At 65.9% G+C, this 25,134-nt stretch carries 29 protein-coding genes; 16 read left to right on the top strand and 13 right to left on the bottom strand.

The window, feature by feature from the left end:
* The first annotated feature begins 175 nt into the window (after nucleotides 1-175).
* A complete protein-coding gene (locus tag ACXN5S_RS00425; RefSeq protein ID WP_458603414.1) occupies nucleotides 176-1,198 on the top strand; it encodes an aspartate-semialdehyde dehydrogenase in 1,023 nt (340 codons plus the stop codon).
* Here ACXN5S_RS00425 and ACXN5S_RS00420 read toward each other — a convergent pair.
* The gene (locus ACXN5S_RS00420) at nucleotides 1,195-1,653 is read right to left on the bottom strand and encodes a hypothetical protein (protein ID WP_458603413.1); all 459 of its coding nucleotides are present in this window, start codon (nucleotides 1,651-1,653) and stop codon (nucleotides 1,195-1,197) included. The genes ACXN5S_RS00425 and ACXN5S_RS00420 overlap by 4 nt on opposite strands.
* 58 nt (nucleotides 1,654-1,711) lie before the next feature.
* The gene (locus ACXN5S_RS00415; protein ID WP_458603412.1) at nucleotides 1,712-2,359 is read right to left on the bottom strand and encodes a carbonic anhydrase; all 648 of its coding nucleotides are present in this window, start codon (nucleotides 2,357-2,359) and stop codon (nucleotides 1,712-1,714) included.
* 130 nt (nucleotides 2,360-2,489) lie between these two features.
* On the opposite strand from ACXN5S_RS00415, the gene ACXN5S_RS00410 reads away from it, so the two are divergent.
* From ACXN5S_RS00410 to ACXN5S_RS00400, 3 genes are all read left to right on the top strand, one after another.
* Nucleotides 2,490-2,891, top strand: coding sequence for a hypothetical protein (locus tag ACXN5S_RS00410; RefSeq protein WP_458603411.1), 402 nt, complete (start codon nucleotides 2,490-2,492; stop codon nucleotides 2,889-2,891).
* 77 nt (nucleotides 2,892-2,968) lie between these two features.
* Nucleotides 2,969-4,351 (top strand): leucyl aminopeptidase family protein, encoded by a 1,383-nt coding sequence (locus ACXN5S_RS00405; protein ID WP_458603410.1) that lies wholly within the window; start codon nucleotides 2,969-2,971, stop codon nucleotides 4,349-4,351.
* Nucleotides 4,348-5,208: a C40 family peptidase gene (locus ACXN5S_RS00400; RefSeq protein WP_458603409.1), complete on the top strand. Its 861-nt coding sequence runs from the start codon at nucleotides 4,348-4,350 to the stop codon at nucleotides 5,206-5,208. Before ACXN5S_RS00405 ends, ACXN5S_RS00400 begins: the two co-directional genes overlap by 4 nt.
* A 36-nt stretch (nucleotides 5,209-5,244) precedes the next feature.
* Here the strand turns inward: ACXN5S_RS00400 and ACXN5S_RS00395 are convergent, their stop codons facing one another.
* The 4 genes from ACXN5S_RS00395 to ACXN5S_RS00380 form a co-directional block, all read right to left on the bottom strand.
* On the bottom strand, nucleotides 5,245-5,586 hold the full coding sequence (locus ACXN5S_RS00395) for a DUF2794 domain-containing protein (protein WP_458603408.1): 342 nt from the start codon (nucleotides 5,584-5,586) through the stop codon (nucleotides 5,245-5,247).
* Between the two features lie 230 nt (nucleotides 5,587-5,816).
* Nucleotides 5,817-6,134: an I78 family peptidase inhibitor gene (locus ACXN5S_RS00390; protein ID WP_458603407.1), complete on the bottom strand. Its 318-nt coding sequence runs from the start codon at nucleotides 6,132-6,134 to the stop codon at nucleotides 5,817-5,819.
* Nucleotides 6,125-6,409 (bottom strand): I78 family peptidase inhibitor, encoded by a 285-nt coding sequence (locus ACXN5S_RS00385; RefSeq protein WP_458603406.1) that lies wholly within the window; start codon nucleotides 6,407-6,409, stop codon nucleotides 6,125-6,127. Before ACXN5S_RS00385 ends, ACXN5S_RS00390 begins: the two co-directional genes overlap by 10 nt.
* 66 nt (nucleotides 6,410-6,475) lie before the next feature.
* Entirely contained in the window at nucleotides 6,476-7,216 is a 741-nt protein-coding gene (locus ACXN5S_RS00380; protein ID WP_458603405.1) for an SDR family oxidoreductase, read from the bottom strand.
* A gap of 142 nt (nucleotides 7,217-7,358) precedes the next feature.
* Here ACXN5S_RS00380 and ACXN5S_RS00375 point away from each other — a divergent pair, with 142 nt between their 5' ends.
* Both ACXN5S_RS00375 and ACXN5S_RS00370 read left to right on the top strand, forming a co-directional pair.
* The gene (locus tag ACXN5S_RS00375) at nucleotides 7,359-8,153 is read left to right on the top strand and encodes a citryl-CoA lyase (RefSeq protein ID WP_458603404.1); all 795 of its coding nucleotides are present in this window, start codon (nucleotides 7,359-7,361) and stop codon (nucleotides 8,151-8,153) included.
* A gap of 104 nt (nucleotides 8,154-8,257) precedes the next feature.
* Nucleotides 8,258-9,112 carry an SDR family NAD(P)-dependent oxidoreductase gene (locus ACXN5S_RS00370; RefSeq protein WP_458603403.1) on the top strand — a complete coding sequence of 285 codons (855 nt, stop codon included), beginning with the start codon at nucleotides 8,258-8,260 and terminating at the stop codon, nucleotides 9,110-9,112.
* Between the two features lie 79 nt (nucleotides 9,113-9,191).
* Here ACXN5S_RS00370 and ACXN5S_RS00365 read toward each other — a convergent pair whose 3' ends face one another.
* From ACXN5S_RS00365 to ACXN5S_RS00335, 7 genes are all read right to left on the bottom strand, one after another.
* Nucleotides 9,192-10,571, bottom strand: coding sequence for an alpha/beta hydrolase domain-containing protein (locus ACXN5S_RS00365; protein WP_458603402.1), 1,380 nt, complete (start codon nucleotides 10,569-10,571; stop codon nucleotides 9,192-9,194).
* A gap of 262 nt (nucleotides 10,572-10,833) precedes the next feature.
* The gene (locus tag ACXN5S_RS00360) at nucleotides 10,834-11,487 is read right to left on the bottom strand and encodes a hypothetical protein (RefSeq protein WP_458603401.1); all 654 of its coding nucleotides are present in this window, start codon (nucleotides 11,485-11,487) and stop codon (nucleotides 10,834-10,836) included.
* Nucleotides 11,484-12,164 carry a HupE/UreJ family protein gene (locus ACXN5S_RS00355; protein WP_458603400.1) on the bottom strand — a complete coding sequence of 227 codons (681 nt, stop codon included), beginning with the start codon at nucleotides 12,162-12,164 and terminating at the stop codon, nucleotides 11,484-11,486. Before ACXN5S_RS00355 ends, ACXN5S_RS00360 begins: the two co-directional genes overlap by 4 nt.
* Nucleotides 12,155-12,940, bottom strand: coding sequence for an MBL fold metallo-hydrolase (locus tag ACXN5S_RS00350; protein ID WP_458603399.1), 786 nt, complete (start codon nucleotides 12,938-12,940; stop codon nucleotides 12,155-12,157). The genes ACXN5S_RS00355 and ACXN5S_RS00350 overlap by 10 nt, the downstream gene beginning before the upstream one ends.
* Nucleotides 12,941-13,035: 95 nt before the next feature.
* Nucleotides 13,036-14,373 carry a hypothetical protein gene (locus ACXN5S_RS00345; protein WP_458603398.1) on the bottom strand — a complete coding sequence of 446 codons (1,338 nt, stop codon included), beginning with the start codon at nucleotides 14,371-14,373 and terminating at the stop codon, nucleotides 13,036-13,038.
* Nucleotides 14,374-14,565: 192 nt separating this feature from the next.
* Nucleotides 14,566-15,168 (bottom strand): NAD(P)H:quinone oxidoreductase type IV, encoded by a 603-nt coding sequence (gene wrbA / locus ACXN5S_RS00340; RefSeq protein ID WP_458603397.1) that lies wholly within the window; start codon nucleotides 15,166-15,168, stop codon nucleotides 14,566-14,568.
* Nucleotides 15,169-15,234: 66 nt separating this feature from the next.
* Complete coding sequence (locus ACXN5S_RS00335; RefSeq protein WP_458603396.1) at nucleotides 15,235-16,080, bottom strand: IclR family transcriptional regulator; 846 nt, start codon at nucleotides 16,078-16,080, stop codon at nucleotides 15,235-15,237.
* 99 nt (nucleotides 16,081-16,179) lie between these two features.
* Between ACXN5S_RS00335 and ACXN5S_RS00330 the strand changes: the two genes are divergently transcribed.
* The 10 genes from ACXN5S_RS00330 to ACXN5S_RS00285 all read left to right on the top strand — a co-directional run bounded on the left by ACXN5S_RS00330 (nucleotide 16,180) and on the right by ACXN5S_RS00285 (nucleotide 25,131).
* A complete protein-coding gene (locus ACXN5S_RS00330) occupies nucleotides 16,180-16,842 on the top strand; it encodes an alpha/beta hydrolase (protein ID WP_458603395.1) in 663 nt (220 codons plus the stop codon).
* Nucleotides 16,843-16,904: 62 nt separating this feature from the next.
* Nucleotides 16,905-17,927: a VOC family protein gene (locus tag ACXN5S_RS00325; RefSeq protein ID WP_458603394.1), complete on the top strand. Its 1,023-nt coding sequence runs from the start codon at nucleotides 16,905-16,907 to the stop codon at nucleotides 17,925-17,927.
* A 196-nt stretch (nucleotides 17,928-18,123) separates the two neighbouring features.
* Nucleotides 18,124-19,455: an ABC transporter substrate-binding protein gene (locus tag ACXN5S_RS00320; RefSeq protein WP_458603393.1), complete on the top strand. Its 1,332-nt coding sequence runs from the start codon at nucleotides 18,124-18,126 to the stop codon at nucleotides 19,453-19,455.
* A 275-nt stretch (nucleotides 19,456-19,730) separates the two neighbouring features.
* Nucleotides 19,731-20,933, top strand: a complete 1,203-nt coding sequence (locus tag ACXN5S_RS00315; protein WP_458603392.1) for a CaiB/BaiF CoA transferase family protein — start codon at nucleotides 19,731-19,733, stop codon at nucleotides 20,931-20,933.
* A gap of 76 nt (nucleotides 20,934-21,009) precedes the next feature.
* Nucleotides 21,010-21,582 carry a DUF6152 family protein gene (locus ACXN5S_RS00310; protein WP_458603391.1) on the top strand — a complete coding sequence of 191 codons (573 nt, stop codon included), beginning with the start codon at nucleotides 21,010-21,012 and terminating at the stop codon, nucleotides 21,580-21,582.
* Between the two features lie 124 nt (nucleotides 21,583-21,706).
* Entirely contained in the window at nucleotides 21,707-22,222 is a 516-nt protein-coding gene (locus ACXN5S_RS00305; RefSeq protein WP_458603390.1) for a DUF6644 family protein, read from the top strand.
* A gap of 29 nt (nucleotides 22,223-22,251) precedes the next feature.
* The gene (locus ACXN5S_RS00300; RefSeq protein ID WP_458603389.1) at nucleotides 22,252-22,827 is read left to right on the top strand and encodes a DUF6644 family protein; all 576 of its coding nucleotides are present in this window, start codon (nucleotides 22,252-22,254) and stop codon (nucleotides 22,825-22,827) included.
* 17 nt (nucleotides 22,828-22,844) lie between these two features.
* Nucleotides 22,845-23,564: an ABC transporter ATP-binding protein gene (locus ACXN5S_RS00295; RefSeq protein WP_458603388.1), complete on the top strand. Its 720-nt coding sequence runs from the start codon at nucleotides 22,845-22,847 to the stop codon at nucleotides 23,562-23,564.
* Nucleotides 23,564-24,277 carry an ABC transporter ATP-binding protein gene (locus ACXN5S_RS00290; protein ID WP_458603387.1) on the top strand — a complete coding sequence of 238 codons (714 nt, stop codon included), beginning with the start codon at nucleotides 23,564-23,566 and terminating at the stop codon, nucleotides 24,275-24,277. The genes ACXN5S_RS00295 and ACXN5S_RS00290 overlap by 1 nt, the downstream gene beginning before the upstream one ends.
* Nucleotides 24,274-25,131: a branched-chain amino acid ABC transporter permease gene (locus ACXN5S_RS00285; protein WP_458603386.1), complete on the top strand. Its 858-nt coding sequence runs from the start codon at nucleotides 24,274-24,276 to the stop codon at nucleotides 25,129-25,131. The genes ACXN5S_RS00290 and ACXN5S_RS00285 overlap by 4 nt, the downstream gene beginning before the upstream one ends.
* The last annotated feature ends 3 nt before the right edge of the window (nucleotides 25,132-25,134 follow it).

Here is a 25,134-nt window from a genome sequence, read left to right as displayed (position 1 = left end):
CCTCGCTTTTCCCGAAATATCCTCTGGGGGTGCGGGGGGCGAAGCGCCCCCGCTCCACGCTCTCCACCCCATGCCCCCATCACCGATCGCGATGCCTCGCCTCACCACAACCGCCCTTTCAATCAAGGGCGCCGCGTCGTAAGAGCGCCTTCGTTTGCCAACCTTTGGAGGGATCATGGGCTACAGAGTCGCCGTCGCCGGCGCCACGGGCAACGTGGGCCGCGAAATGCTCAACATCCTCGCCGAGCGGGAATTCCCCGCCGATGAGGTCGTCGCGCTTGCCAGCCGCAAGTCGCTGAACACCGAAGTGAGCTATGGCGACAAGACACTGAAGACCAAGGATCTCGACACCTTCGATTTCACCGGCTTCGATATCGCGCTCTTTGCCATCGGCTCCGAGGCGACGAAGCAATATGCGCCCAAGGCCGCGGCTGCGGGCTGCGTGGTGATCGATAACTCCTCGCTCTACCGCTACGATTCCGAGGTGCCGCTGATCGTGCCCGAGGTGAACCCTCAGGCGATCCACGGCTATGCCAAGAAGAACATCATCGCCAACCCCAACTGCTCCACGGCGCAGATGGTTGTGGCGCTGAAGCCGCTGCATGACCGGGCGAAGATCAAGCGGGTGGTGGTCTCGACCTACCAGTCGGTCTCCGGCGCCGGGAAGGAGGGGATGGATGAGCTCTGGGATCAGACCAAGAGCATCTACAACCCGACCGACGACAAGCCGCCGAAGAAGTTCACCAAGCAGATCGCCTTCAACGTGATCCCACATATCGACGTCTTCATGGATTCCGGCGAGACGAAGGAAGAGTGGAAGATGGTGGCGGAGACGAAGAAGATCATCGACCCGTCCATCAAGGTCACCGCGACCTGCGTGCGCGTGCCGGTCTTCGTCGGCCATTCCGAGGCGGTGAACATCGAGACGGAGGAGTTCCTCGACGAGGACGAGGCCCGTGACATCCTGCGCGAGAGCCCCGGTGTCATGGTCATCGATAAGCGCGAGGACGGCGGCTACATCACGCCGATCGATTGCGTGGGCGATTTCGCCACCTTCGTCAGCCGCATCCGGCAGGATTCGACGATCGATAACGGGCTGAACATGTGGGTCGTCTCCGACAACCTGCGCAAGGGCGCCGCGCTGAACGCCGTGCAGATCGCCGAGCTGCTCGGGCGCGAGTGCCTGAAGAAGGGCTAGAACGGCTCGAAGAGAACCGGCTCGTCGTCCCCCTCGCGGGGGGCGGCGGGCCCCAGATGCCGCTGCACCAGATGGGTGTGGCGATGTCCCGGAAAGGGCGCCTGAAAGCGGCGCATGAGCCGGGAGTAGGAAAAACCGAGATCGGAGGCCTTGCAGAGCCGCTCGCCGGTGGGATGACGGTGCAGGGCCAGGCCACCGCCAGCTTCGTGCAGCGCATAGCCCTTGGCGGCGAGACGCCGGCGCAGATCCTCCCAATCGCTCGCATGGGCCAGATCGCCGGCGAGGCGCGCCCGCAAGGGAGCGACGAGCAGCTCATCCGCCCTGACGGGCGGCTTCGCATTCTGCCGGCGAGAGACCTCCTTCGCCAGCAGCCGCCGCACGAGCGCCCCCAGCGTCTCGTCCTCCGCCCGCGCCATCGCTTCCGCCACGCGCTGCAGCTCATCCGGCAAGATCATCGAGACATGTCCCATACCCCGCATCATCGCCCGGCATGGTTAGCAAAGGCTGAAGCCCTCAGACCGGAATGAAGCCGCCCTTGGCGCTGTCATACTGCATCAGCCCGCCCTCGCCGATATGCGTCCAGAGCCCGTGCAGGCTCAGATCGCCGGCCTCCACCTTGTCCTTCACGAAGGGGAAGGTCATCAGGTTCTCCAAGCTCACCAGAACCGCCTCATGTTCCAGCGGCGTCAGATCGTCGCCGGACACCTTGTCCTTCGCCCGCTCGTATCCGGGGCGGAGGATGTCCAGCCAGCGGCCGACGAAGCTGGTCTTCTCGTCCAGCTCGGGCGCGGCGCCGGAGCACATGGCATGGCCGCCGGCCACGCCGCCGCAGCTGGAATGCCCCAGCACCACCAGCTGCGTCACGCCGAGGTAATTCACCGCATATTCCACAGCCGCCGATGTACCGTGATGGTCACCGTCCGGCGTGAAGGCCGGCACGAGGTTGGCGATGTTGCGGTGGATGAAGAACTCGCCCTGATCGGCCCCGAAGATCGAGGTGACATGCACCCGGCTGTCGCAGCACGAGATGATCATCGCCCGGGGGCGCTGCCCTTCCGCAGCGAGGCGCCGGTACCAGGCGCGGTTCTCGGCATAGGTCGTGGCCTTCCAGCCGTGGTAGCGGCGGACGAGATATTCGGGGAGGGGCTGTGTGTCGATCATGGCTTTGATCTAGCGTGACGGAGCATCGGCATCAATTGCAAGCATTTCGCGCTGGTCTTGCCGCATCCATTCAATAACTTCGACACAATTGGCGGCGAGAACTCTGCTCATGAGCGAGACGAACAGATATATGCCCCACCCCGTCCGCAGGCCTGCGGCGGTCACCTGGATCGACCCGAGCGAGATCGCCCGCATCGATCCGGAGCCTCTTCATCGCCTGCAATCGGGGCTCGGCCCGCAGCTCACCGCCGATCTGTTGCTGCGCACGCGCGAAGATCTGGCCTTCTTGCTCAGCTCTGTCCGCAAGGCCCAGGGCGGTGGCGACCTGATCGGGCTGGCCCGCTTCAGCCGGCGGATCGAGGTTCTGGCCCTGCAAATCGGCATGCCCACGCTCTGCCGTTCTGCTTCAAACGTGGCCTCCTGCGCCGAAGGGATGGATCCGCACGCGCTCGCGGCCACCTTCGCCCGGCTCGAGCGGCTGGCCGAGGCCGCGATCGACAGCATCGGCGCGGTGCGCATCTCTGGCCACTAGGCTGACGCCGCGCTGCCCTTGCGGGCAGCGGCGGCGGGGGTAGTTTGGCGGCCAAACGAGCCGCAGGAGCTGCCCCCATGTCCCTTACCTTCGCCCCCTCTTCCGAATCCGCCTTGCCGCTGACGCTGGTCGCGCCTGGCGGGCTCGAATCGGCTTTGGCCGATCTGCCCAAAGCGCAGGCGGCCTGGGCGAAGGCGAGCTGCTTTGCGGCAAAAGCCGGGCAGGTGCTGGTGCTGCCGGGCGAGGATGGCGCGCCCGCCGGCGCGCTCGTCGGCCTCGGCGATGACGCCGCCCGGGCCCGCGGCCGCTTTTTCGCCGCCACCGCCCGCCGCAACCTGCCCGGAGGCACCTGGGCCGTCGCCTCGGCGCCCGAGGGTTCCGACCTGCAGGAATTCGCGCTCGGCTGGCTGTTCGAAGGCTATCGCTTCACCCGCTACAAGGATGGCGCGGCGCCCAAAGCGCAGCTTGTGGCGCCCGAAGGCGTCGATGCCGGCCTGATCGAGGCGACCGCCGAGGCCGAAGCGCTGGTGCGCGATCTCATCAACACCCCCGCCGCCGATATGGGCCCCGCCGAGCTGGAAGGCGCGGCGCGAGAGCTGGCGGACAAGCACGGGGCCGAGATCAAGGTGACCACGGGCGACGATCTGCTCGCCGCGAACTTTCCGATGATCCACGCCGTCGGCCGGGCCGCAACCGCCGCCCGGGCGCCGCGGCTAATCGAGATGACATGGGGCAGTGAAGGCCCGGCGCTGACGCTCGTCGGCAAGGGCGTCTGCTTCGATACCGGCGGGCTCGACCTCAAGCCCGCCGCCTCGATGGGCCTGATGAAGAAGGACATGGGCGGCGCCGCCAATGTGCTCGGCCTTGCCGCGCTGATCATGGCGCGCGGCACCGCGTGCCGCCTGCGCGTGCTGATCCCCGCCGTCGAAAACGCCGTCTCGGCCGACAGCTTCCGCCCGCAGGACGTGCTGACCGCCCGCAATGGCCTGACGGTCGAGATCAACAATACCGACGCCGAAGGCCGCCTCGTGCTGGCCGATGCGCTGGCGCTGGCGGCGGAAGACCCGGCGGCGCTGACCATCTCGATGGCCACGCTCACCGGCGCCGCCCGCGTCGCCCTCGGCCCCGATGTCGCGCCCTTCTATGCGACGGAGGACAGCGCCACCACCGCCCTCTCCACCGCCGCCGCTCAGGTGGCAGACCCGGTTTGGCGCTTGCCGTTCCACGAGCCCTACGAGGCACTCATCGAGCCGGGCATTGCCGATCTCGACAATGCGCCGAAGGGCGGCATGGCCGGCTCGATCACGGCCGCGCTGTTCCTGCGCCGCTTCGCGCCCCGGCCCTACATGCATTTCGACATCTACGGCTGGACAGCCAGCGCCGCGCCCGGCCGCCCCGTTGGCGGGGCCGGGCAGGGCTTCCGCGCCATCTTCGCCGCCCTGCCAGAGCTGCTGGGGTGAGCGACGCGCGCCTCCACCCGGCGAACGCACGGGTTGCCAATGTCTCCATCGGCGGGGTGGCAGAGGGCACGCCCATGCTGGTGGGGCAGAGCGTTGCCGGGATCATGGGCGAGGGCGGCACCAACCGCTTGCGCGAATTGGTCTTCGGCGAGGCATGGCTCGAGCTGGAGCGGCAGGGCGGCTGGTCCTTTGGCATGGCGGGGCGCGACGGCTACGTGGGCTATGTCCGCGAGGAAGCGCTCATCCCGCAGGGCAGCGAGCGCCCGACCCACCGGGTGACGGCCGCGCGCAGCTACGCCTTTGGCCAGCCCGAGCTGAAGGCCCCCGACGACCCGCTCCTGCTCTCCTATGGCAGCCGGGTGGAGGTGTTTGCGACCCATTTCGACGGCAACACCACCTGGGCCGAAATCTCCACCTTTACCGAGCGCGACCCGGTGCTCGATACCAAGCCCGGCGCGATCTACGTGCCGATGCCGCACCTCGCCCCGCTGGACCGGCTGGAAAGCGACCCCGCCGCAATCGCCGAGCGGCTGATCGGCACGCCCTATCTCTGGGGTGGCAATTCGACCTTCGGGATGGATTGCTCTGCCCTCATCCAGGCGGCGCTCCTCGGCTGCGGCATCTCCTGCCCCGGCGACAGCGATATGCAGGAGGCGCTGGGCGCCCCCGCCACCAGCCCGCAGCAGCGCGGCGACCTGATCTTCTGGCGGGGCCACGTCGCCATGGCGCTGGACGAGACGCGGATGATCCACGCCAACGCGCATCACATGGAGGTGGCGATCGAGCCGACGGCAGAGGCCGAGGCGCGTATCCTCGCAAAGGGCAGCGGGCCGGTCACCCACCGGCGGCGGCTCTAGCCTGAGGTCAGAGAGTCGGGGGCGCCGCGAGGCGCTCTATTCCACCACGCGCAGGCGCCGCGGCTCCAGCACGCGCAGCACCTGGGCCAGCTCGTTGCCGCGCTTAAGCACCTGGCCTTCCGGCCCGAGAACCGCGTATTGCCCCTGCCGCAGGCGCATCTTCGGGCGCTTCTCGATGCGGTAGAGCGGATATTCTGCCGTCCGGCGGAAGATCGAGAACACAGCCACGTCGCGCAGGCAGGATATGCCGTAATCGCGCCATTCGCCGGCAGCGACCATGCGCCCGTAGAGCGACAGGATCGGCCCGAGTTCGGTGCGGTGAAAGGCCACCTGATCGGCGGTAATGAAGCTCTGCCCGGGGGGCGGGGTCATGTTCATGCCTTCAGAATTGCGCCTCGATCGGGCCAAATCAAGCCCCGCCCCGGCAAAGTGGCTCACGGCCGGTTGATCCCACCGCCGCTGCGCCGCGATTGCCGCAAAAGCGGCAGGCGGGCGCCAAGATTGCGCCCCGATCTGCCGCGAGGCTCGATCTCAGGGTGACAGGCGGCGCACGGCCCAGATATCAGCCCCCACCCAATGGGTCGCGCGCCGCCTGGAACCTCGTTCGCCTAGCCGCAGGCGATGCGCGCAATGCGCGCCGCACCCGGCGGGCCGACCCCCTCGATATAGAAGTTGATACGCTCGGCGAAGAACTCCTCGGTGATCGTATCGCCCGGGTCGATCACCCGCACCGGGCCGAGGATCAGCACCCGCTCCAGCGCCTCGCGCTCGCGCCCGATCAGCCCGGCATAGCCGGCGGCGCGGCAGCTGTCTTGATCCGGCGGCGGCAGGCTGGGGGCGGCGGGGGCCAGCGGCGCCGGCATCTGCCCGGCGCAGGCCCCGAGGGCCAGCACCGCCGCAAGGGCTACTCCGCCGCTCAGCCGCATTTGACGCCGGTCACGATGCCGTCCCCGTCGAGCTCCACGTTCAGCCGGTCGGCCCGGTAATCCATGGTGATGATCGAATCCGGCTCCAGCAGGCGGGCGGAGCCGTCGTCGACGCGCGTCGCCAGCCTGGAGGCGGCATAGGCGCGGGTGGCGCCGATCAGATCCAGCTGCGCATCGCCGCCGCAGGAGGCCAGATCCTCGGCGGGCGGGGTATTGACGGGGGTCATCTCGCAGGCGGCGAGGGCGAGGGGCAGGGCGAGCAGGGTCAGGCGCATGGCGCTCTCCTTGTGGTCTGTCTTCGCCGGTCAAAGCACCGGCGTCATCGCGGTTCCAGCATGCATTTAGAGATTGGCCCAGCCGCCGTCGATCACATGGGCGACGCCGGTGGTATAGGCGCTTTCGTCCGAGGCAAGGTAGACGACCAGCGCCGCGATTTCCTCCGGCCGGCCGATGCGGCCCTGTGGCTGGCGGGCGATGAAGGCGGCGCGGGCGGCCTCGTAATCGCCGGTGTCGCGCAGGCGCTGCTCCAGCGAGGGACTTTCCACCGTGCCGGGACAGATGGCGTTGGCGCGGATACCTTTGGTGACGAAATCGGCGGCGATGCTTTTTGTCAGCCCGATCACGCCGGCCTTGCTGGCGCCGTAGACGAAGCGGTTCGGCGCGGCCAGCACCGACGAGGCGACCGAGGACATGTTGATGATCGAGCCGCCGCCTGCCGCCAGCATGCCGGGCAGAAAGGCGCGGCACATGCGGTACATGGCGGTGAGGTTGAGATCGAGCGAGGCTTGCCATTGCTCTTCGTCGCAGTCGAGGATGGTGCCGTGCGCGACGAAGCCGGCGCAGTTGAACAGGATGTCGGGCGCCGGGTGCTCTGCCGCCAGCGCGGCGATGGCGGCGGCATCGGTGACATCGAGCTGACGCGTCTGCAGCCCCTCGGCGGCCAGCGGCTCCAGCGCCGCTGCGTTGCGGTCGGTCGCCAGCACGGCGGCGCCCTCGGCGGCCATGGCGCGGGCGCTGGCCTGGCCGATGCCCTGGCCCGCCGCCGTGACCAGCGCGCGCTTTCCCTGCAATCTGCCGCCCATCCTGGCCTCCCTTTCCCTTCACGCGAGAGTGCCATGCCGCCCACCCTGCCGCCAGTGCCCCCGCCTTGACTTTCCGCGACCATCCGGGCCATGTTTCGCGTTGAGAAAAACTTTTCGCCATACGAAAAAGCCGGGAGGATTTATGAGAATTGGCAAGCAGGATCAGGCGTTTACGGCCATTTGCGCTTCTGACGCAGAGAGCGTGACTGTCCGCGGATACGACCTGTGCTCGCAGCTCATCGGGCAGATCGGCTTCACCGACTACTTCTGGCTGCTCGTCCTCGGCGAGAAGCCGAGCGAGGCGCAGCGCGGCATGACCGACGCCTGCCTCGTCGCCATCGCCGAGCACGGGCTTGTGCCGAGCGTGCAGGCCGCCCGCATGACGCTGGCCGCCGGCCCCGAGGCCTGGCAGGGCGCCATGTCTGCCGGTCTGCTCGGCATGGGCACCGTCGTCGCCGGCTCGTCGGAAACCGCCGGGCGCTACCTTGTTGAGGTTCACCAGGAATGGAAAAGCTCCGGCCGGCCGCTCGACGAGGTCTGCAAGGAGAGCCTTGAGGGGCTGAAGGCGGCCAAGAAGAAGGTCCCCGGCCTCGGCCACCCGCAGCACTCCGCTGGCGATCCGCGCGCGCATGCGCTGGCGGCAGAGGCCGAGCGTCTGGGCGTGAAGGGCGAATATTTCCAGGTGCTGGAATGCCTCGCCGAGCACGCGCCGACCATCATCAACCGCCCGCTGCCGATCAACGTTTCGGGCGCAATCCCGGCGGCGATGCTGGATGCCGGCTGGCCCATCGAGGCGATGAAGGGCGTGCCGCTCCTCGCCCGCGCCGCGGGGCTCGTCGCCCACCTCTTCGAGGAGTCGCAGCGTTCCATCGGCTTCATCATGTCGAACAATGCCGATGAGGCGATCAGCTACGACGGCGCGACCGAGCGCGACTGACGCTCACGGACCAACGCAAATGGCCACCGCCGGTGCATATGCCGGCGGCGGCTATCTCGGGCGCGGCGCTTGAATATGCCGGCTTCGGTGCCACCTCCTGCAGAATGGAGGATGCACCCATGTCACGCACCATCGTCATAACCGGCGCAAGCGACGGGATCGGCGCGAAGGCGGCCGGGATGCTGAAAGAGGCCGGCAACGACGTCATCGTCGTCGGTCGATCGCCCGACAAGACCCGCAAGGTCGCCGAGGCGATCGACGCCCCGTACCTCACAGCCGATTACGCCAAGCTGGACGACGTGCGGTGGCTCGCCACCGAACTCGCCGAGCTTCGCCCGCGTATCGATGTGCTCGCCAACAACGCCGGCGGCATCTTCAGCGAGCGCGAGCTGACGGTGGATGGCTTCGAGAAGACCATGCAGATCAACCACCTGGCGCCGTTCCTGCTGACCAACCTGTTGATGCCGAAGCTCATCGAGAGCGGCGCCAGCGTGATCCAGACAGCCAGCACCGCCGCGCGCTTTGCCGGCAAGGTCGATCTGGACGATCTGAACCTTGAAAAGAGGTACAGCCCGGTAGCGGCCTACAACCGGTCGAAGCTGCTCAACGTCCTGGTCACGCGCGAGCTGCACCGGCGCTACCACGCGCAAGGGATTTCAACGGCCTGCTTCCACCCCGGCGTCATCGCCTCGAATTTCGCGGCGGAGTCGCGCAGCCCGATGGGGGTCATGTTCCAGAACCCCATCATCCGGCGGATCTTCACCACCAGTCCCGAAGTCGGGGCCTCGCGGCTGGTCTTCCTGGCGCAGGGCGAGCCGGGCCGCGATTGGGAGCCGGGACGCTACTACGAGCGCAACAAGCCCGCCCGCCGCGAGAACCGGCAGGCGAGCAATGCCGCGCTGGCCAGCGGGCTCTGGGAGCGCTCGGAAGAGATGGCCGGGCTGACGGTGGCCGCCTGAACGAAAAACCCCGCCGGATCGCTCCGGCGGGGAATCCTGTCCAGGGAGGACATGTCCACTCCCCGAAGGGAGGGATGGCTTACATCGCGCCGACCTGCTCGGCGTAGCGCTCGACCTCTTCGTTGATCTCGAACACGTATTCCTCGGGGAAATAGCCCTGTTCGATCAGGTCGACCGTCGCGTCGGTGAGCTTCTTCGCATAGTCGCCGGGGCTGGTGTAGAGCGTATCGAGCGTTTCCTGGGGAAGTGGCTCGACAACACCCATCAGGGTGCAGACAAAGCCGCCGCCGTTCGGCGTGGTGAAGGTCTCGCGCGGCACCTCGACCTGCGGCGAGCGCACGCCGCCCATGGCATTGCCGTATTCGTCGGTGACGATGGCGGCATCCACCTCGTCCGACTCATACTCGATCTTGTCCGCCATCGGCGGGGCGTCGCCATTGGCGAGCCAGTTGTACATCCAGTCCATGCCCTGGAAGACCATGGCATTGTACCAGAAGTCGTCGATCGGGGCGGTGCAGTCGCTCCAGCCCGCCTCGTACATCTCGCGGCTTTCGAGGTGCGGCATCCCGGCGACCTGGTAAAGGCGGAACTGGCTGCCCTCCTCGTCGCTGTCTTCGGCGAAGGTGCGCGGGCCGTCCATGAACTCCGTCTGCGTCGACAGGATAATGACGGGCACGTGGTAGGTGCTGTCGAGCACCTCCTGCGTCGGGCCGTCGGTATCCCAGACATACATCGCGTCGATGATCGGCGAGCCGTCTTCGGCCGTCCATGCGTTGGCGCCGTTCTCCTGCTCCATGAAGTTCATGGCGGTGCGAGAGGTGGCGGAGGCGCCGGACATCACGAGGTACTCGGCGTTCCATTCCTCGCCGAGCGGGTTGGCCGTCTGCACGAGGTTGGCGATCTGCGCGATGATCTCGTTCTGCGCCGGGTCGGGCTGGCCCTGCTCGGTGACGGCGCCTTCGATGGCGAGGTCGCCATAGCGCTGGTCGTTATAGGCCTGCAGCGAGCCGATCAGGCCGGGCGTGTTGACGACCTCGACATAGCCGTGGCCGTTCATCATGCCGCCCACACGGCTGGCCATCCACATCTGCGCGGATTGGGCCGGGTGCAGCGTTTCAATGGCGACATAGCCCGAGAAAGCCTCGGGATCGGCCGGGTGACGGAAGACGAAGCGGGTCGTGTAGGGCGCGCCATTGGCCTCGCCGGTGACGAAGAACTCGTCTTCGACATAGTCGAAGAAGGCGGGCTCCCGGTCGGCCGGCCAGTCCATCGGCGGGTTCTGCCCGAGCGTCGGGCCGCGGCGGCTGGGGTGCTGCATATTGCCGAGCGTCTGGGCAACGGGGCCCTGCACTTCGGGCATCGCGGGCACGTCCTGGGCGAAAGCACCGCTGGCGGCCATGAGGGCGGCGGCGGCGGTGGCCGGCAGGGCGAGCCTGCCGAGGGCCTTGGTCATGTTCATTTGGATCCTCCCATGAATCTCAAAGCCAAACATCCCGGATGACCGGGTTTCGCAGGGCGAATATTTATCCGTTTGGCGAAATAAGGATAGGCAGACGACTCAGGGGCTGTCAAGGCGATGCAGCGGGAAAGATTCCGCATAAGCTATTGATTCATATTGTGAAAATATATGAAGCGCTGGGCACCCGGCCCAGCGGCTCAAGCGCTGCACCGGGGCTCTGGCGTCTTGCGCACAGCGAAATTCAGGCGCTCCTCGCGGTCTGTCAGTCCCGCGCGTAATCGTCCCGGCTGAGCGTTATCAGGCCGGGGCCGAGCTCGTACCAGCCGGCCAGATGCAGCTCCATCATCACCGGCTCCATCTTGCGGTTGGCCAGGAACCAGCCGTGGATGCCGTCGATCGGCGCCGTCAGCCGGCCCGAGACTTCGTTTGCTCGGCCGGTAGCGTAGGTCATCACCTCCATAGGGCCGGCGCCGCCGCCATGGGCGTTCGGGTCGTCATGGCCATGGAACTCGTAATACAGCTCCTCGGGGCTCGACCACGAGTAGAGCATCGTGTCGCCGGCCTTCATGGTGATCTTGTATTCGACCTGGCCGTAGAACTCGTCGAGCCCGCCCACGCGGACCAGAATGGTGTCTTCCCGGTAGGGGGTCTCGCTCATCGTTGCGATTTCGAAGGGCACGTCCGAGACGGGCTCGACGCGAAGTTCCTGCGGCTGCGAGATGCGGGTCAGGCCCGTGGCGCCGCCCACACCCGTCGGGTCGATCCCGTATTCGGCGGGCAGCACGAACAGCACCGTAACAGCTGTCGCCGCCAGGGCCGCGATGCCAAGCTGGCGCAGCAGGCGGGGGCGGTCGCCTGCCTCTGCTGCGGCAGGGCGGCGGGGCAGGGTGTGATAGCGGTCGAACAGCCGGCTCATGCGCGTATCTCCTGAAAGAAGCCCACCATCTGCATCTCGAACAGCACCAGCCCGGCCCCGGCGAGCACCAGGTTGGCGAGCATGGCGTGGCGGGTGAAGCTGGGCGTGGTGCGCCAAAGGCTCATGAGTGCCAGCACCAGGGTGAGCGCGAGGATCTGCCCCAGCTCGACGCCGATGTTGAAAGCCAGCATGTTGGGGATCAGCCCGGCCTCACTGAGGTCGACCTCCTGCAGCTTGGTGGCCAGGCCAAAGCCATGGAACAGGCCGAAGATCAGCACCGGCGCCTTCTGCCCGGGCTGCACGCCGAACAGAGTCTGGAACGCGCCAAGATTGTCGAGCGCCTTCCAGATCACCGACAACCCGATGACTGCATCGACGAGATAGGCGCTGACCCGGATGTCGGCGAGCACGCCGAAGAGCAGCGTCAGCGAATGGCCGATGGAGAACAGAGTCACGTAAAGCGCGATGTGCTTCATCCGGTAGAGGAAGAAGATCACGCCGACGAGGAAGAGCAGGTGATCGTAGCCCGTCACCATGTGCTTGGCGCCGAGATAGACATAGGGCCAGAAGTCGGCGCCGCTGGTCGCCGCCATGAACTCCGCATCGCCGCCGGCCACGCCATGTGCGAAGGCGGCGGGGGCGATGAACATCAGCAGAAGGGCGAGCCTCAGTACCAATTGGCGACCCTCACATCGATATCGGTGCTGCGCTCGACCACGGCCGAAAAGCTCCAGATGTCGTTGCCCCAGTAATGGTAGGGATAGACGATGGCAGGCGAGAAGGCCTCCGCCGCCGCGGCTGCCTCGGTGGGCGACATGGTGTCGGGGTAGGTCATGGGCAGGAAGGCGGCGTCGATATCGCGCAGGGCCAGCATGGCCTCGGTCGCTTCGGTGTCACCGGCGATATAGATGCGGGTGCCGCCGAGCGTGATGACATAGCCAAGCCCCTCGCCGGGCGGGTTATAATGCAGCCGGCCCTCGCTGGTGTTCTCGGCCGGGATCGCCTCAATCTGCACGCCGCCGGCCAGGGTGGCGGTGTCGCCGGCAGCCATGCGGATGACCTGGCCGCTGAGCGCAGCGGGCATGGCCTCGGCCACCAGAGCGGGCGCTGCGATTTCGGTGCCCGGCTCGGCAAGAGCGCTCAGCAGCTCGGGCTGGAAGTGGTCGCCATGGGCGTTCGTCAGAAGGATCAGGGCGGGGGCGGGCAGGTCGGCATAGCGCGCCGGCTCGCCGACGGGGTCGACGTAAACGCCCAGGCCCAGATAGGTCAGCACCAGTGAGCCATGGGTGATCGGCACAACGCCGATCTCTCCGTGCTCTGCCGCTATCGTGCTGTCCTGCGCCAGGGCGGGCAGGGGCTGCGCAAGCAGGGCGAGCACCGCCAGCCGAACAATGCGGCGGCATGTGGCGCGGGGTGCCGGCCCGGGGGCCGGGCGGCTGGTGCTGGGCGGCATCGTCACTCCTCCCCGGCGGGTCCTCCTCCCGCCGTTAGACGCCGTAAAAACAGGGGGCCCGGAGTCGCCTCCGGGCCCGCCTGCAACTGTCAGGATCAGTCGAAGCCGAACAGGCCCTCGGCCTCGGGCCGGGTCATGCCGTCTTCGAAGTACTCTTCCCAGATCTGCGCCCACGGGCGGCCGTACATATCGGGCACGGTGTACTCGATCGTGGTGCCCGGCGAGACCGGCGTGGCGTAGCCGTCCATCGGGAAGATGGTCTGCACGCAGTTGACGAAGATGTAGGGGTCGCTTTCCACCAGCTCGCCGATCTTCTCGAGGTCGCGAACCATGCGGATCGGCTCGTTGAGCGCCTCGGGATCGTAGAAGATCGCCTCGTGGTGGATGCCGGTGACGTTGCCATCATCGTCGCGGTTGGCGGAGTAGATTTCCACCGTCTGCATCTGGTTCGAGAACTCGAACCCGGCGTGGACCGTCCAGCCCTGGATGTTCGACGTCCAGGTGATGAGCGTCTCGTCATCCCAGAAGCCGATGGTCTCGCCGTACCAGCGCGGCACGTCCTCGCCGAGGCGGGGCACATTGCCTTCCATGTTGAACTCGCGGCCGATGAAGATCTGCGTGAGGATGTTGTCCGCCACGCCGGTGAGGATCTGCATCACCTCGGGGTTCGTCAGGATCTGGTGGTCACGCACCGCATGCTCGTGCCAGCGGCGCAGGAAGCCCTCGGGCCAGCAATATTGCGACTGCCACTGGGCGGCGTTGGTGTTCGCCTGGTGGTAGTGCATCTGCACGGCGCGCTTCTGGTATTCCGGCGTCAGCAGCGAGATCTCGGTCGAGGCCTGGATGATGCGGCCCCAGAACCAGTTTTCGCTGCTGTCGTTGTAGCGGCCGTTCCAGTCGGGCGGCATGTTGTCGAAGCTGTATTCGGTCGGCCCGCCATTGGCGACGGTCTCTTCCATCAGAGCGTTGTAATGCTCTTCGGCGGTGGCGAAGCCGTAGGGGCTGACGATGTTGTCGGCCGAGTAATCGGCGTCGCAGAAGCCCCAGGCGCCCGAGGCCGGCGGATCGTCACCGATGATCTCCGAACCGTAGCCTCCCCACTGCGATTCGAGGCCCATGGGCGAGTTGCAACGGAAGTAGCGCGGATCGCTCCACAGCTCTTCATCGGCGTAGAAGTCTTCCGACGTGAAGATGTCCACCTCGAGCGGCTCAACACCCTCCGGCACGGCGCCGTTGCGGGCGGCAATGGCTTCGCCATGGAACGCCCCGCCGGTGCCGGCGCCAACAACCGTTTCGTCTTGCTGGTTGGCCATCGGCCAGCCGCGGCCCACGCTTTCATTGTCGGAGCCGTCTTGCGCAACGGCGGCGCCCGCGACCAGTCCGGTGAAGACACAGCCGAGCAGCGCTGACTTTACAGTCAGGTCAAATGTCATGTGATTTTCCTCCCTTTTCGGCGAATATTCGCCTAGCGAAATTTCCTCCGCATAGCGAATAGTCTTCCGACCGAGGGGCCAGTTGTCAAGCCTCTAGGGAAACCTGCGGGGGCGGTGCTGAACTGTCGTTCGGGAGGGGAGGGCCCTGCTGGCCCCGCCGCGAAGCCTGTCGCGTCGGGGCCAGAGATGGCCTTAAGCCATCAGTTTCTTGGTGATATTGGCCAGATGGCGGCCCTGGAACTTGGCGCCCTCCAGCTCTTGCTCGCTGGGCTGGCGGGAGCCGTCAGACAGTGTGGTGGTGGTCATCCCGTAGGGCGAGCCGCCGCGCACGACATCGACGCCCATCTGCTCCTGATAGGCATAGCCGAGCGGCACGGTGATGATGCCGTGGTGCTGCAGCGCCATCTGCGTGGTGACGATGGCGATCTCTTGCCCGCCATGCTGCGCGGCGGAGGAGGACATGACCGTCGCGACCTTGCCGACGAGCGCGCCTTGCGCCCAGATGCCGCCCGTCTGGTCGAGCACGTTCTTCATCTGAGACGACATCATGCCGAAGCGGGTGTTGATGCCGAAGATGAAGCCGTCGTACTCGGCCAGCTCGGTGACATCGGTGAGAACCTCGGCGTCCTGGTCGAGCTTGTAATAGGAGTTCTTGGCGACCTCTTCGGGCACCAGCTCGGGTGCGCGCTTGATCGTCACCTCGGCGCCAGCCTCGCGGGCGCCCTCGGCGGCGGCGTTGGCCATCTGCTCCATGTGGCCGAAGCTCGAATAGTAGAATACCAGAATCTTAACCATAGGTCTCGATCCTCCTTGTTATTTTGAAGGTGTTTGCCCCGAGGGGCGGTGGTGCAGCGACACGGCTCAGATCGGGCCGACGCGCTGGGCGCTCTGCGGTGAAAGGGCGGTGCGCACGAGCACCGGATAGAGCGATAGTTTCGCGGTGATGTTCCGCGAGGCCTGCAGCAAGCGGGGCAGGCGCTCCTCTGTCAGCACGGGGGTCGACAGCCGGCCCGAGAAGCCAGAGGAGTTGATCGAGGCCACGACGTTGCCTTCGGAATCGTAGATCGGGCAGGCGATCGAGGCGATGCCGTAATCGAGCTCGTCGACCGCGATGGCATAGCCGAGGCGTTTGACCTCCTGCATGCTGGCCAGGATCTCTTTCTTGCCCGTCAGCGTGCGGTCGGTCAGCGGGGTGAAGGGGGCCTGGGCGACGTAGCGATTCAGCGTCACCGAATCGGCATTGGCGAGCAGCACCTTGCCCAGCGCGGTCGCATGGGCCGGGTAGCGCACGCCGACTGCGGCGGTGGGTCGCACGGCGCTTTGCCGGGTCGTATGGGCGAGGTAAAGCGCCATGCCGTCGTCGAGAATGGCCACCGAGGCGGCGTCGCCGAAGGCTTCGACGATGTTGCGCACCTCGGGCAGCAGGAACTCGTCGATCTGGCTGGAGCGCATGTACGAAGAGCTCAGTGTCAGCACGCGCGCGCCCAATGTGAACTTGCGCCCATCCTGCCGGACATAGCCGAGAACCCTTAGGGTGTAGAGGCAGCGGCGTGCCGTGGCAGGTGAGAGACCGGTGCGCGCAGCCACCTGGCTGAGCGTCATTTCGGTGTGGGTTTGGTCGAAGCATTCCAGCACCGCAAAGCCGCGGGCGATGGCCGAGTTGAATTCCTTTTCGTCGATGACGCCCGCATCCAGAACGCTTGACATGTCTCTCAACTCCCCTACGATGTTCGCCTATCGGATATAGCTTCGCTGGGCGAAAAAAAGCAAGCCCAAAAGTTGCGGTTCCGACGGGAGGAGGCAAAGATGCAAGGCAGCGCCACACAAAGCGCGCGCAGTGCTGCGGCGGAAGGCTACGGCCTTGCGCAATACGGGGCTGACTGGCCCGCGGCTGAGGCCGTGGTGGTTCTCGTGCACGGGCGTGACGGCACGCCGGACGAGATGGCCGGGATGCTCGACGATTCGATGCTCGGCCACCTGCGGGTGCTGGCGCCCTATACCGAGGAGAAGTCCTGGTATCCGGGCCGCTACGACGCCCCCTTTGCCGAGAACAAACCCTACCTCGCCCGCGCTCTCGACCAGCTCTCCGCCGCGATGGATGTCGCCGGCGAGAATGGCTTTGGCCCCGGGCGCGTGCTGCTGGCCGGCTTCTCGCAGGGCGCTTGTCTGGTGACGGAATACCTGCTCGATGGCCGCGCCCGGCCAGGTGCCGCGGGCATCTGCACCGGCACCGCGCTGGCGCTGAAAGAGCGCAGCCTCGCGCAGCAGAACCTTGAGGCGCTGCCCATCGTTCTGTCTGGCGGAAGCGGCGATGCCTGGTTGCCCTTGACGGATTTCATGGCGACCGAATCTGTGCTCAGCTCGATGGGTGCCGATGTGCATATGGAATTATTCCCCGATGCGGACCACGCCGTCCGCCCGGCGGAGATTGCCCTTCTCGGGGAGCTGGCAGGCCGGCTGACCCCGTAGAAACTCGCCGCGCACGGCCTGGGGCCGCCGCGGCACAACCTTAAGCAGGAGGAGAAGACAAAGTGTCTGAACAACCCAAAACCAACAAGCCGGCCAAGCGGCTGGACGGCAACCACCACATCACCGGCATTACCGGCGATGTCGTGGCCAACGTCGATTTCTGGTCCCGCATCATGGGTCTGCGCTTCGTCAAGAAGACGCTGAACTTCGAGACCACGTTCCGCTACCACACCTATTTCGGCGACACCGACGGCTCGCTCGGCTCGGTCGTGACCTTCCTCGAGTTCAACGACGCCCCGAAGGCCCCCGCCGGCAAGGGCAACCACCATTCCGCCGTTCTGCGCGTTCAGTCGAACGAAGCGCTGGACTACTGGATGGATCGCCTGACCGAAGAGGGCATCTTCTCCGAGCTTTACCGTCTCAACCCGACGGTGCCGCGCCGCTTGGTCTTCCACGATTTCGAAGACCACAAGGTCGAGCTCATCGTCTCTGACGCGCCCGACAAGCCGCTGGCCTTCCCGGCCTCCGACATCCCCGGCGAGTTCCGCATCACTGGCATCGAGGGCATCCGCTCGAACGTGTCCGTGAAGGACCTGACGCCCTATGCCGAGCACATGGGCTTCACCTACAACGAGGCGCTGCAGCGCTTCGAGATGGAAGGCGACAGCAAGACTTCGCGCTGGTACACGGCCCCCGTGCCGGAAGACCTGCCCTTCCAGGAAGCCGCCATCGGTGTGTGGCACCACCTCGCCTTCGACGCCGACGAGGATCTCTCGGGCTGGCGTGACTATTCGGATGCCGGCCCCGTGCCGACCACGCCGATCTACGACCACCACGTCTTCGACAGCTGCTACGCCCAAACCCCGGGCGGCATCATCGAGCTGACGTCGAAGGGCCCCGGCTTCCTCGTCGACCAGCCGAAGGAAGAGCTGGGCGAGCGCCTGGCCCTGTCCAAGCGGGTCGAGCCTCTGCGCGCGCGTCTTGAGCGCGAGCTGACGCCGATCAACAACCCGCGCCGTCCCGACGGCACGCTGAAGACCGAGCCGGCCGCCGAGCCGACCAAGAAGGCCAAGGCCACGCTCTGATATGGGCTGACCGGGCGGGCCTCGCGCCCGTCCGGTCGCTCCGCTGCCCCCGGGAGGGGTTAATATCAGGATTCGTATAACTGACATACCGGCAGAGGACGTCCATCTCGGGCAAGCCGGTTTATCGTTGACGAAGAACAAGGTGGGGCTTCCAATCCGATAGCTCGGGGGGAGCACCAAAACAGGGAGGAGAACCATGTCTGAACAATTTCGCCCGAACCGGCGCGGACTGACCCGTCGGCACTTCATCGGCACATCCGCAGCTGCCGGTGGCGTCGCCGCTGCCGGCCTGACCGGCACGGCTGCCGTCGCTCAGGAGCGCACGGTGAAGATCGGCTATGTCACCCCGCAATCCGGCCCGCTCGCCGGTTTCGCCGAGGCCGACGACTTCACCATCCAGCAGCTGCAGGACACCTTTGCCAACGGCATCGAGGTGAACGGCACGACCTACAAGATCGAGGTCATCGTCGCCGACAGCCAGTCGAACCCGAACCGGGCCGCCGAAGTGGCGCTCGACCTCATCGTCGACGAAGAGATCGACCTGATGGTTGTGGCCTCCACGCCCGACACCACCAACCCCGTCTCCACCCAGTGCGAGATCGAGGGCCAGCCCTGCATCTCGACCATGGCGCCCTGGGATGCCTGGTACGTCGGCCGTCAGGCCAACCCGGGCGATCCCTCGACCTGGGAGCAGTTCGAGTGGACCTACCACTTCTTCTGGGGTGGCGCTGACTACTACAACGTCACGCTGAACATGTGGAGCCAGCTGGAGCACGGCAATGTCGTCGGCGCCCTGTGGCCCAACGATGCCGACGGCAACGCCTTTGCCGACCCCAATGCCGGCTTCCCGCCGGTGCTGGAAGCCAATGGCTACGAGCTGGTCGATCCCGGCCGGTTCCCGAACGGCACCGACAGCTTCGCCAGCCAGATCTCGACGTTCCAGGACGCCGGCATCGACGTGGTCACCGGCCTGATGATCCCGCCGGACTTCACGACCTATTGGACCCAGTCGATCCAGCAGGGCTACAAGCCGAAGATCTGCACGATGGGCCGTGCCATCCTGTTCCCCTCCGCCGTCGAGGCGCTGGGCGACACCGGGCACAACCTGTCCTGCGAAGTGTGGTGGTCGACCTCTCACCCGTTCAACTCGTCGATCACGGGGCAATCCGCCTCCGAGCTCGCCGCGGCGTTCGAAGAGAGCACCGGCCGTCCGTGGACGCAGCCCATCGGCTATGTGCACGCGCTGTTCGAAGTGGCGCTGGACGTCATCTCCCGCGCGGCCGATCCGAACGACCGTGACGCGCTGGTGGAGGCCATCGCCGCCACCAACGTCGAAACGATCATCGGCCCCGTCGCCTTCAACGGCACCGGAGTGCCGGAGTTCGCTGCCAAGAACGTCTCGACTGCCCCGCTCGTGGGTGGCCAGTGGCGCCTGAAGGAAGACGGCTCGGGCTACGACATCGTCATCGTCGACAACCAGTCCTACCCGGACATCCCGACGGGCGGCGAGATGGAGCCCATCGTCTAAGCCGACCTTGCACCAAGGCCCGGCCCCGCCAGCGCGCGGGGCCGGCGCCGCACACGCCATACATAACGTCGAAAAAAGCCAAGGACTCCGCCTGCTTGACACATCAAGGGAACCAGTCACAATGAAACCCGAAAAAGTTTTCGCAAGGCGAAAATTCGGGATCGGTGGCAAGGCCTGAACGGCAGGATCGACTGCAGTCCCGGCGTGAAGCCAGGCTTTCTCAGACGCAACGACAAAGGCCCAAAGGGCCACAGGAACACGCCATGATGAACGGAATGCTCAAGAATATCAAAGTGGTCGAGCAAGGGACCTTCATCACTGGCCCCTGCGCCGGCATGATGCTGGCCGACCTTGGCGCCGACGTCATCAAGGTGGAATCCCCGAACACGGGCGACCCCTACCGCACCTATCAGGAGGGGCTCTATTCGCCCCATTTCCAGGCCTATAACCGCAACAAGCGGTCGATCGCGCTGAACCTGAAGGAAGACGAAGACCGCGCCGTCTTCGAAAAGCTGATCGCCGAGGCCGATGTCTTCATCCAGAACTTCCGCCCCGGCGCGGCAGAGCGCCTGGGCGCCGGCTACGAGCAGCTTAAAGAGATCAACCCGAACCTGGTCTATTGCTCGATCAACGGCTTCGGCCCCGATGGCCCCTACCGCGACCGCCCGTCCTACGACAGCGTGTCGCAGGCCCTCTCGGGCTTCCTCAGCATCGTGACCGACCGCGACAACCCGCGCTTCCTCGGCCCGGCCCTCGCCGATGCCATCACCGGCATCTATGCGGCCTACGGCATCCTCGGTGGCCTCGTCAGCCGCGGCTCCACCGGCACCGGCGCGCTGATCGAAGTGTCGATGCTCGAAGCGATGACCCACTTCTCGATCGAGCCCTTCACGGCGCTCTTCACGCTCGGTGAAGCGCCCAAGGGCCTCGACCGCCCGCGTCTGGCGCAGGCCCATATCCTGCGCACGAAAGACGACAAGCTCGTCGCCCTGCACCTGTCGAGCCCCGAGAAGTTCTGGAACCAGCTCGTCGACGCGCTGGATGCCGAATGGATGAAAGAGGACGAGCGCTTCTCGACGCGTCTCGCACGGATCGACAATTACGAAGCGCTGGGCGCAGAGCTGAACAAGATCACCCAAACCAAGACCCGCGACGAATGGACCACCATCATGGGGGGCTCCGATGTGCCCTTCGCCCCGATCAACGAGGTCGAGGAGGTGGTCGAGGACCCGCAGGTCAAGCACATGGGGCTCATCGTCGATGTAGAGCCCGATGGCGAGGATGCGGCGGACCGTGCGGTGCGCCCCGCGGTTACGGCCAACAGGTCGCGTGCAACCTCGATCCGTCCCGCACCCCGGCTGGATGCCGATGGTGCAGCCATCCGTGACAGCATCACCCAGGGCTCTGGCTGGCCGACCCTTCAGTCGTCCGGCTCGTCCAAATCGGGCTCTGTCAGCCAGGCTCAGGAGAAGGTCTGAGTCTGGTGGAGTAGGGACGGACTACATCGTGGGTGCGCCTTTGGAGGAAGGCGCGAAATTCGGGAGGAGAAAACCAATGACTATCGGTTTGAGGAGACTGGTGAAGACGGCGGCCGCTTTGGCCACCGGTCTGAGCCTTACCGTGGCGAGCAGCGCAGCCTATGCGCACCACTCGTTCGCCATGTTCGACAACACCCAGGTGCGCGTGTTCACCGGTGTGGTGACGCGGATCAACCCCGACGCCAACCACCTGCAGATCTTCTTCGCGCCGCTGAACGACGAGCATACCTCCGTCGTGCGCGATGAAGCCGGCGATCCCATCATCTGGGCCGTCGAGATGGCAGGCTCCGCTCAGGCGGCGGCCATGGGCATCACGGTGAACAACTTCGCCCCGGGGACCATCTTCTCCGTCGGCCTCTACCCGCTGCGCAATGGCCAGCCGGGCGGTGACCGCGGGAACATGGGCCTGTGGAAATGCCCGGCGAACACGCCGCCGGCCCCCGGCCAGATGTGCGACAGCGTCGATGGCGCCACGCAGCACGGCGAAGGCGAGATCCCGGTCAATGACCTCGAGCTCGATCAGCCCTTCGTTCCGGGCCAGGACTACACCGCGCCCGCGGAAGAAGAAGGCGATGCAGCCGACGGCTGATCCCACTCGACCATAAGACTTGTGCCCGCCGCCTCGCAGTTTCGGCCCAGACGCGGCGGGCCATCCAAGTTTCTCCGGCAGTTCCGAGCGGGACCAATCCACCGACACGCGTTGGGAGGACAAGATGCGTGATTTCATTTCCTGGCTGAGTGTCTCAGACCTCAGCGTCGCCATAGGGAGCGCGGGCTGGGCCGTTCCGCTGATCCAGTGCTTCCACATCGTTGCCGTGGGGGCCCTGACCGGTGCCCTGATCACGTTCAACCTCAAGATCGCCGGCTATTTCGCCAGCGAAGAGCCCATTCAGGTCGTCTCTAAGCGCTATGAGGGCTGGATCTGGGGCGCCATCGTGGTGCTGGCATTCACCGGCGGGCTGCTGATCGTCGCCGAACCGGCGCGCGAGCTTCTGTCGTTCTCGTTCTGGGCCAAGATGGCGCTGCTGCTGATCGGCCTCATCATCGTCGCCACCTTCCAGATCCGCATCCGGCGGGGAACGGGCGCCTGGGGCACCGGTACCGTGGCACCTGCGGGGGCGCGCCGGCTGGCAATGTCGTCCTTCGCGATCTGGGTCGCCATCATGGTGCTCGGCCGCTTCATCGCCTGGGATACGGCAATCTGGGGCTCATGGTCTTTCGCCGCCTGAGGCTGAGACAGGAATAGGGAATCAGGCAGATGGACCTTTACTCAATCTTTCAGTGGCTGGAATTCACCCCCGTCGGGGAGATGATGCGCGACTCCGTGTTGCTGCTGGCCACCATCAACGCGATCCACATCATCTCTGTGGTCACGCTCTTCGGCTCACTCATCACGGTCGACCTTCGGCTGATCGGGGTGCTGGCGCCCACGCGCACCTTCACCCGCGTCGCCCATGAGCTGCTCAAGTTCACCTGGGTCGGCTTTGCCGGCGCGCTGATCACCGGGCTTCTGATGGTCACGGCCAATGCGACAGAGTTCTATGTGAACAAGATTTTCTGGTTCAAGATGGGCGTCATCGTCCTGGCGGGGCTGAACATGATGTTCTTCGAGCTGCGCACCATGAAGTCCGTGTCTCTGTGGGACACGCTGCGCCCGCCGCCGGGCCGTGCGCGACTTGCCGGTGTTGTGTCGATCGCGCTGTGGACCGGGGTGATCTTTCTCGGCCGCTGGATCGGCTACACCAAGGGGTTCGATTTCGATGCGCCAATCGACATCGACCTCGACAACCTGATGTTCTCGTTGCTCGCCACTGGCGGCTTCGGGGTAGCTTAATCGAAACGGGGGGACGAATGCTGCTTCAGCTTTCAGGCGTCAACAAGCGCTTCGGCGCGGTGGTCGCTGCAGATGACATCACCATGCATGTCGACAAGGGCGAGGCGCTCGGCATCATCGGCGCAAATGGCGCCGGCAAGTCGAGCCTGTTCAACCTGTGCACGGGTGTGCTGAAGGCGGATTCGGGCGAGATCAAGTTCCACGACCGCGATGTGACGCGCTCGTCGGTGCGCGATCGCTGCCGCGACGGGATGGGCCGCTCGTTCCAGATCCCCAAACCGTTCGAGAGCCTGACGGTGTTCGAGAACCTGCTCACCGCGGCAGAGTTCGGCTGCAAGGAAGACCGCCGCTCCGTCGGCGAGACCGCCCGCATCCTTGAGATGACCGGTCTCGCCGACAAGGCCAATGTGCCCGCCGGCAAGCTGACGCTACTCAACCGCAAGCGGCTGGAGCTGGCCCGCGCGCTGGCCACCACGCCCGACCTTCTGCTGCTCGACGAGATTGCCGGCGGCCTGACCGAAGGCGAATGCCACGAGCTGGTCGAGCTCATCAAGACGCTGCATGCCGAGGGCATCACCATCGTCTGGATCGAGCACATCGTGCATGCGCTTCTCTCGGTCGTCAGCCGGCTCATCGTGCTGGAGCGCGGCAAGATCATCGCGCAGGGCGAGCCCAAGGCGGTGATGAACGACCCCGAGGTGAAGCGCAGCTACCTCGGCATCGAGGAGGAGGTCTGATGGCGCTGCTGGAAACACATGCGCTGGAGGTCTTCTACGGCGACTTCCAGGCCGTCTTCGGAATCGACCTGCGGGTCGAGGAGGGCGAGACCGTCGCCATCATCGGCGCGAACGGCGCGGGCAAGAGCTCGTTCCTGAATGCGCTAGCCGGTATCAACACCACCAAGCCCGACGCCATCACGCTGGAGGGCAAGCCCATCGGCGGCACGCCCGCCTTCGAGATGGTCAAGAAGGGCATCGCGCTCGTCCCTGAAGGGCGCCGCCTTTACCCGTCGCTGACCGTTGAGGAGAACCTGCTCATCGGGGCCGACGGCAAGACGGTGGATCGCGGCTGGACGCTGGACGAGATCTACCGGTTGTTCCCGATCCTGAAGGAGCGCTCGAAGCAGATGTCGACCACGCTCTCGGGCGGGCAGCAGCAGCAGGTGTCGATCGGGCGGGCCCTGATGGCCAATCCCAAGGTGCTGCTCTGCGACGAGATCAGCCTCGGCCTCGCGCCCACCATCGTGAAGGATGTCTACGCCGCGGTGAAAGAGATTCAGGCCCGCGGCACCACCGTTCTGCTGGTCGAGCAGGATCTCGGCGCGGCGCTCGGCGCCTCTGACCGGGTGTATTGCTTCATGGAAGGCCGCGTCACGCTGACGGGCCGCCCGGACGAGCTGACGAAAGACCAGATCCAGCAGGCCTATTTCGGAATGAGCGAAGAAGCATGAGTTACGTTAACACGATCATTCAGGGCCTTCTGCTGGGCGGCCTCTATGCGCTCTACGCCGCCGGGCTTTCGCTCATCTTCGGCGTGATGCGGCTGGTGAACCTGGCGCATGGCGATTTCATCGTCCTCGCGGCCTATGTCATTCTCGCGCTGTCGAGCTTCTTCCTGCTGCCGCCCGTGATCGCCTTCATGATCGCGGCGCCGTTCCTCTTCGCGCTTGGCTGGGCGTTGCAGAAGTTCATCCTCAACCGCACCGTGCAATCAGGCCTTCTGGTGCCGCTACTGGTGACCTTCGGCCTGCAGATCATCGTGCAGAACGGCCTGCTCGAAGCCTTCTCGGCCGACAGCGTGCGCATCCAGCTCGGCTCGATCGAGACAGCCTCGTTCACCATCGCCGGCATCTCGCTCGGCGTCATGCCGGCGATCACCTTCGTCGCCGCGCTGGTGGTGATCGGCGGGCTGAACCTGCTGTTCTACCGCACCGCCCTTGGCCGCCGCCTGCGCGCCACGTCGGATTCGCCGATCTACGCGCAGATCGTGGGGATCAACCCGCGCAACATCTTCGCCATCGCCATGGGCATCTCCTTCGTGGTGATCGCCGTCGCCGGCTTCTTCATGGGCGCACGCGCCAACTTCGACCCCTCGGTCGGCCCGGCGCGCCTGCTCTTCGCCTTCGAGGCGGTGGTGATCGGCGGGCTCGGATCGCTCTGGGGCACGCTTGCGGGGGGCATCATCCTCGGCGTCGCGCAGGAGCTTGGTGCCACGATCTCCCCCCAGTACCAGGTGCTCACCGGGCACCTCGTGTTCCTCGTTCTCATCCTCGTCAGGCCCAACGGCCTGTTCTCGAAGCAATAGGCC

The organism is Pseudoroseicyclus sp. H15 (assembly GCF_054353345.1).
This window is presented reverse-complemented; position numbering and strand designations above follow the sequence as displayed.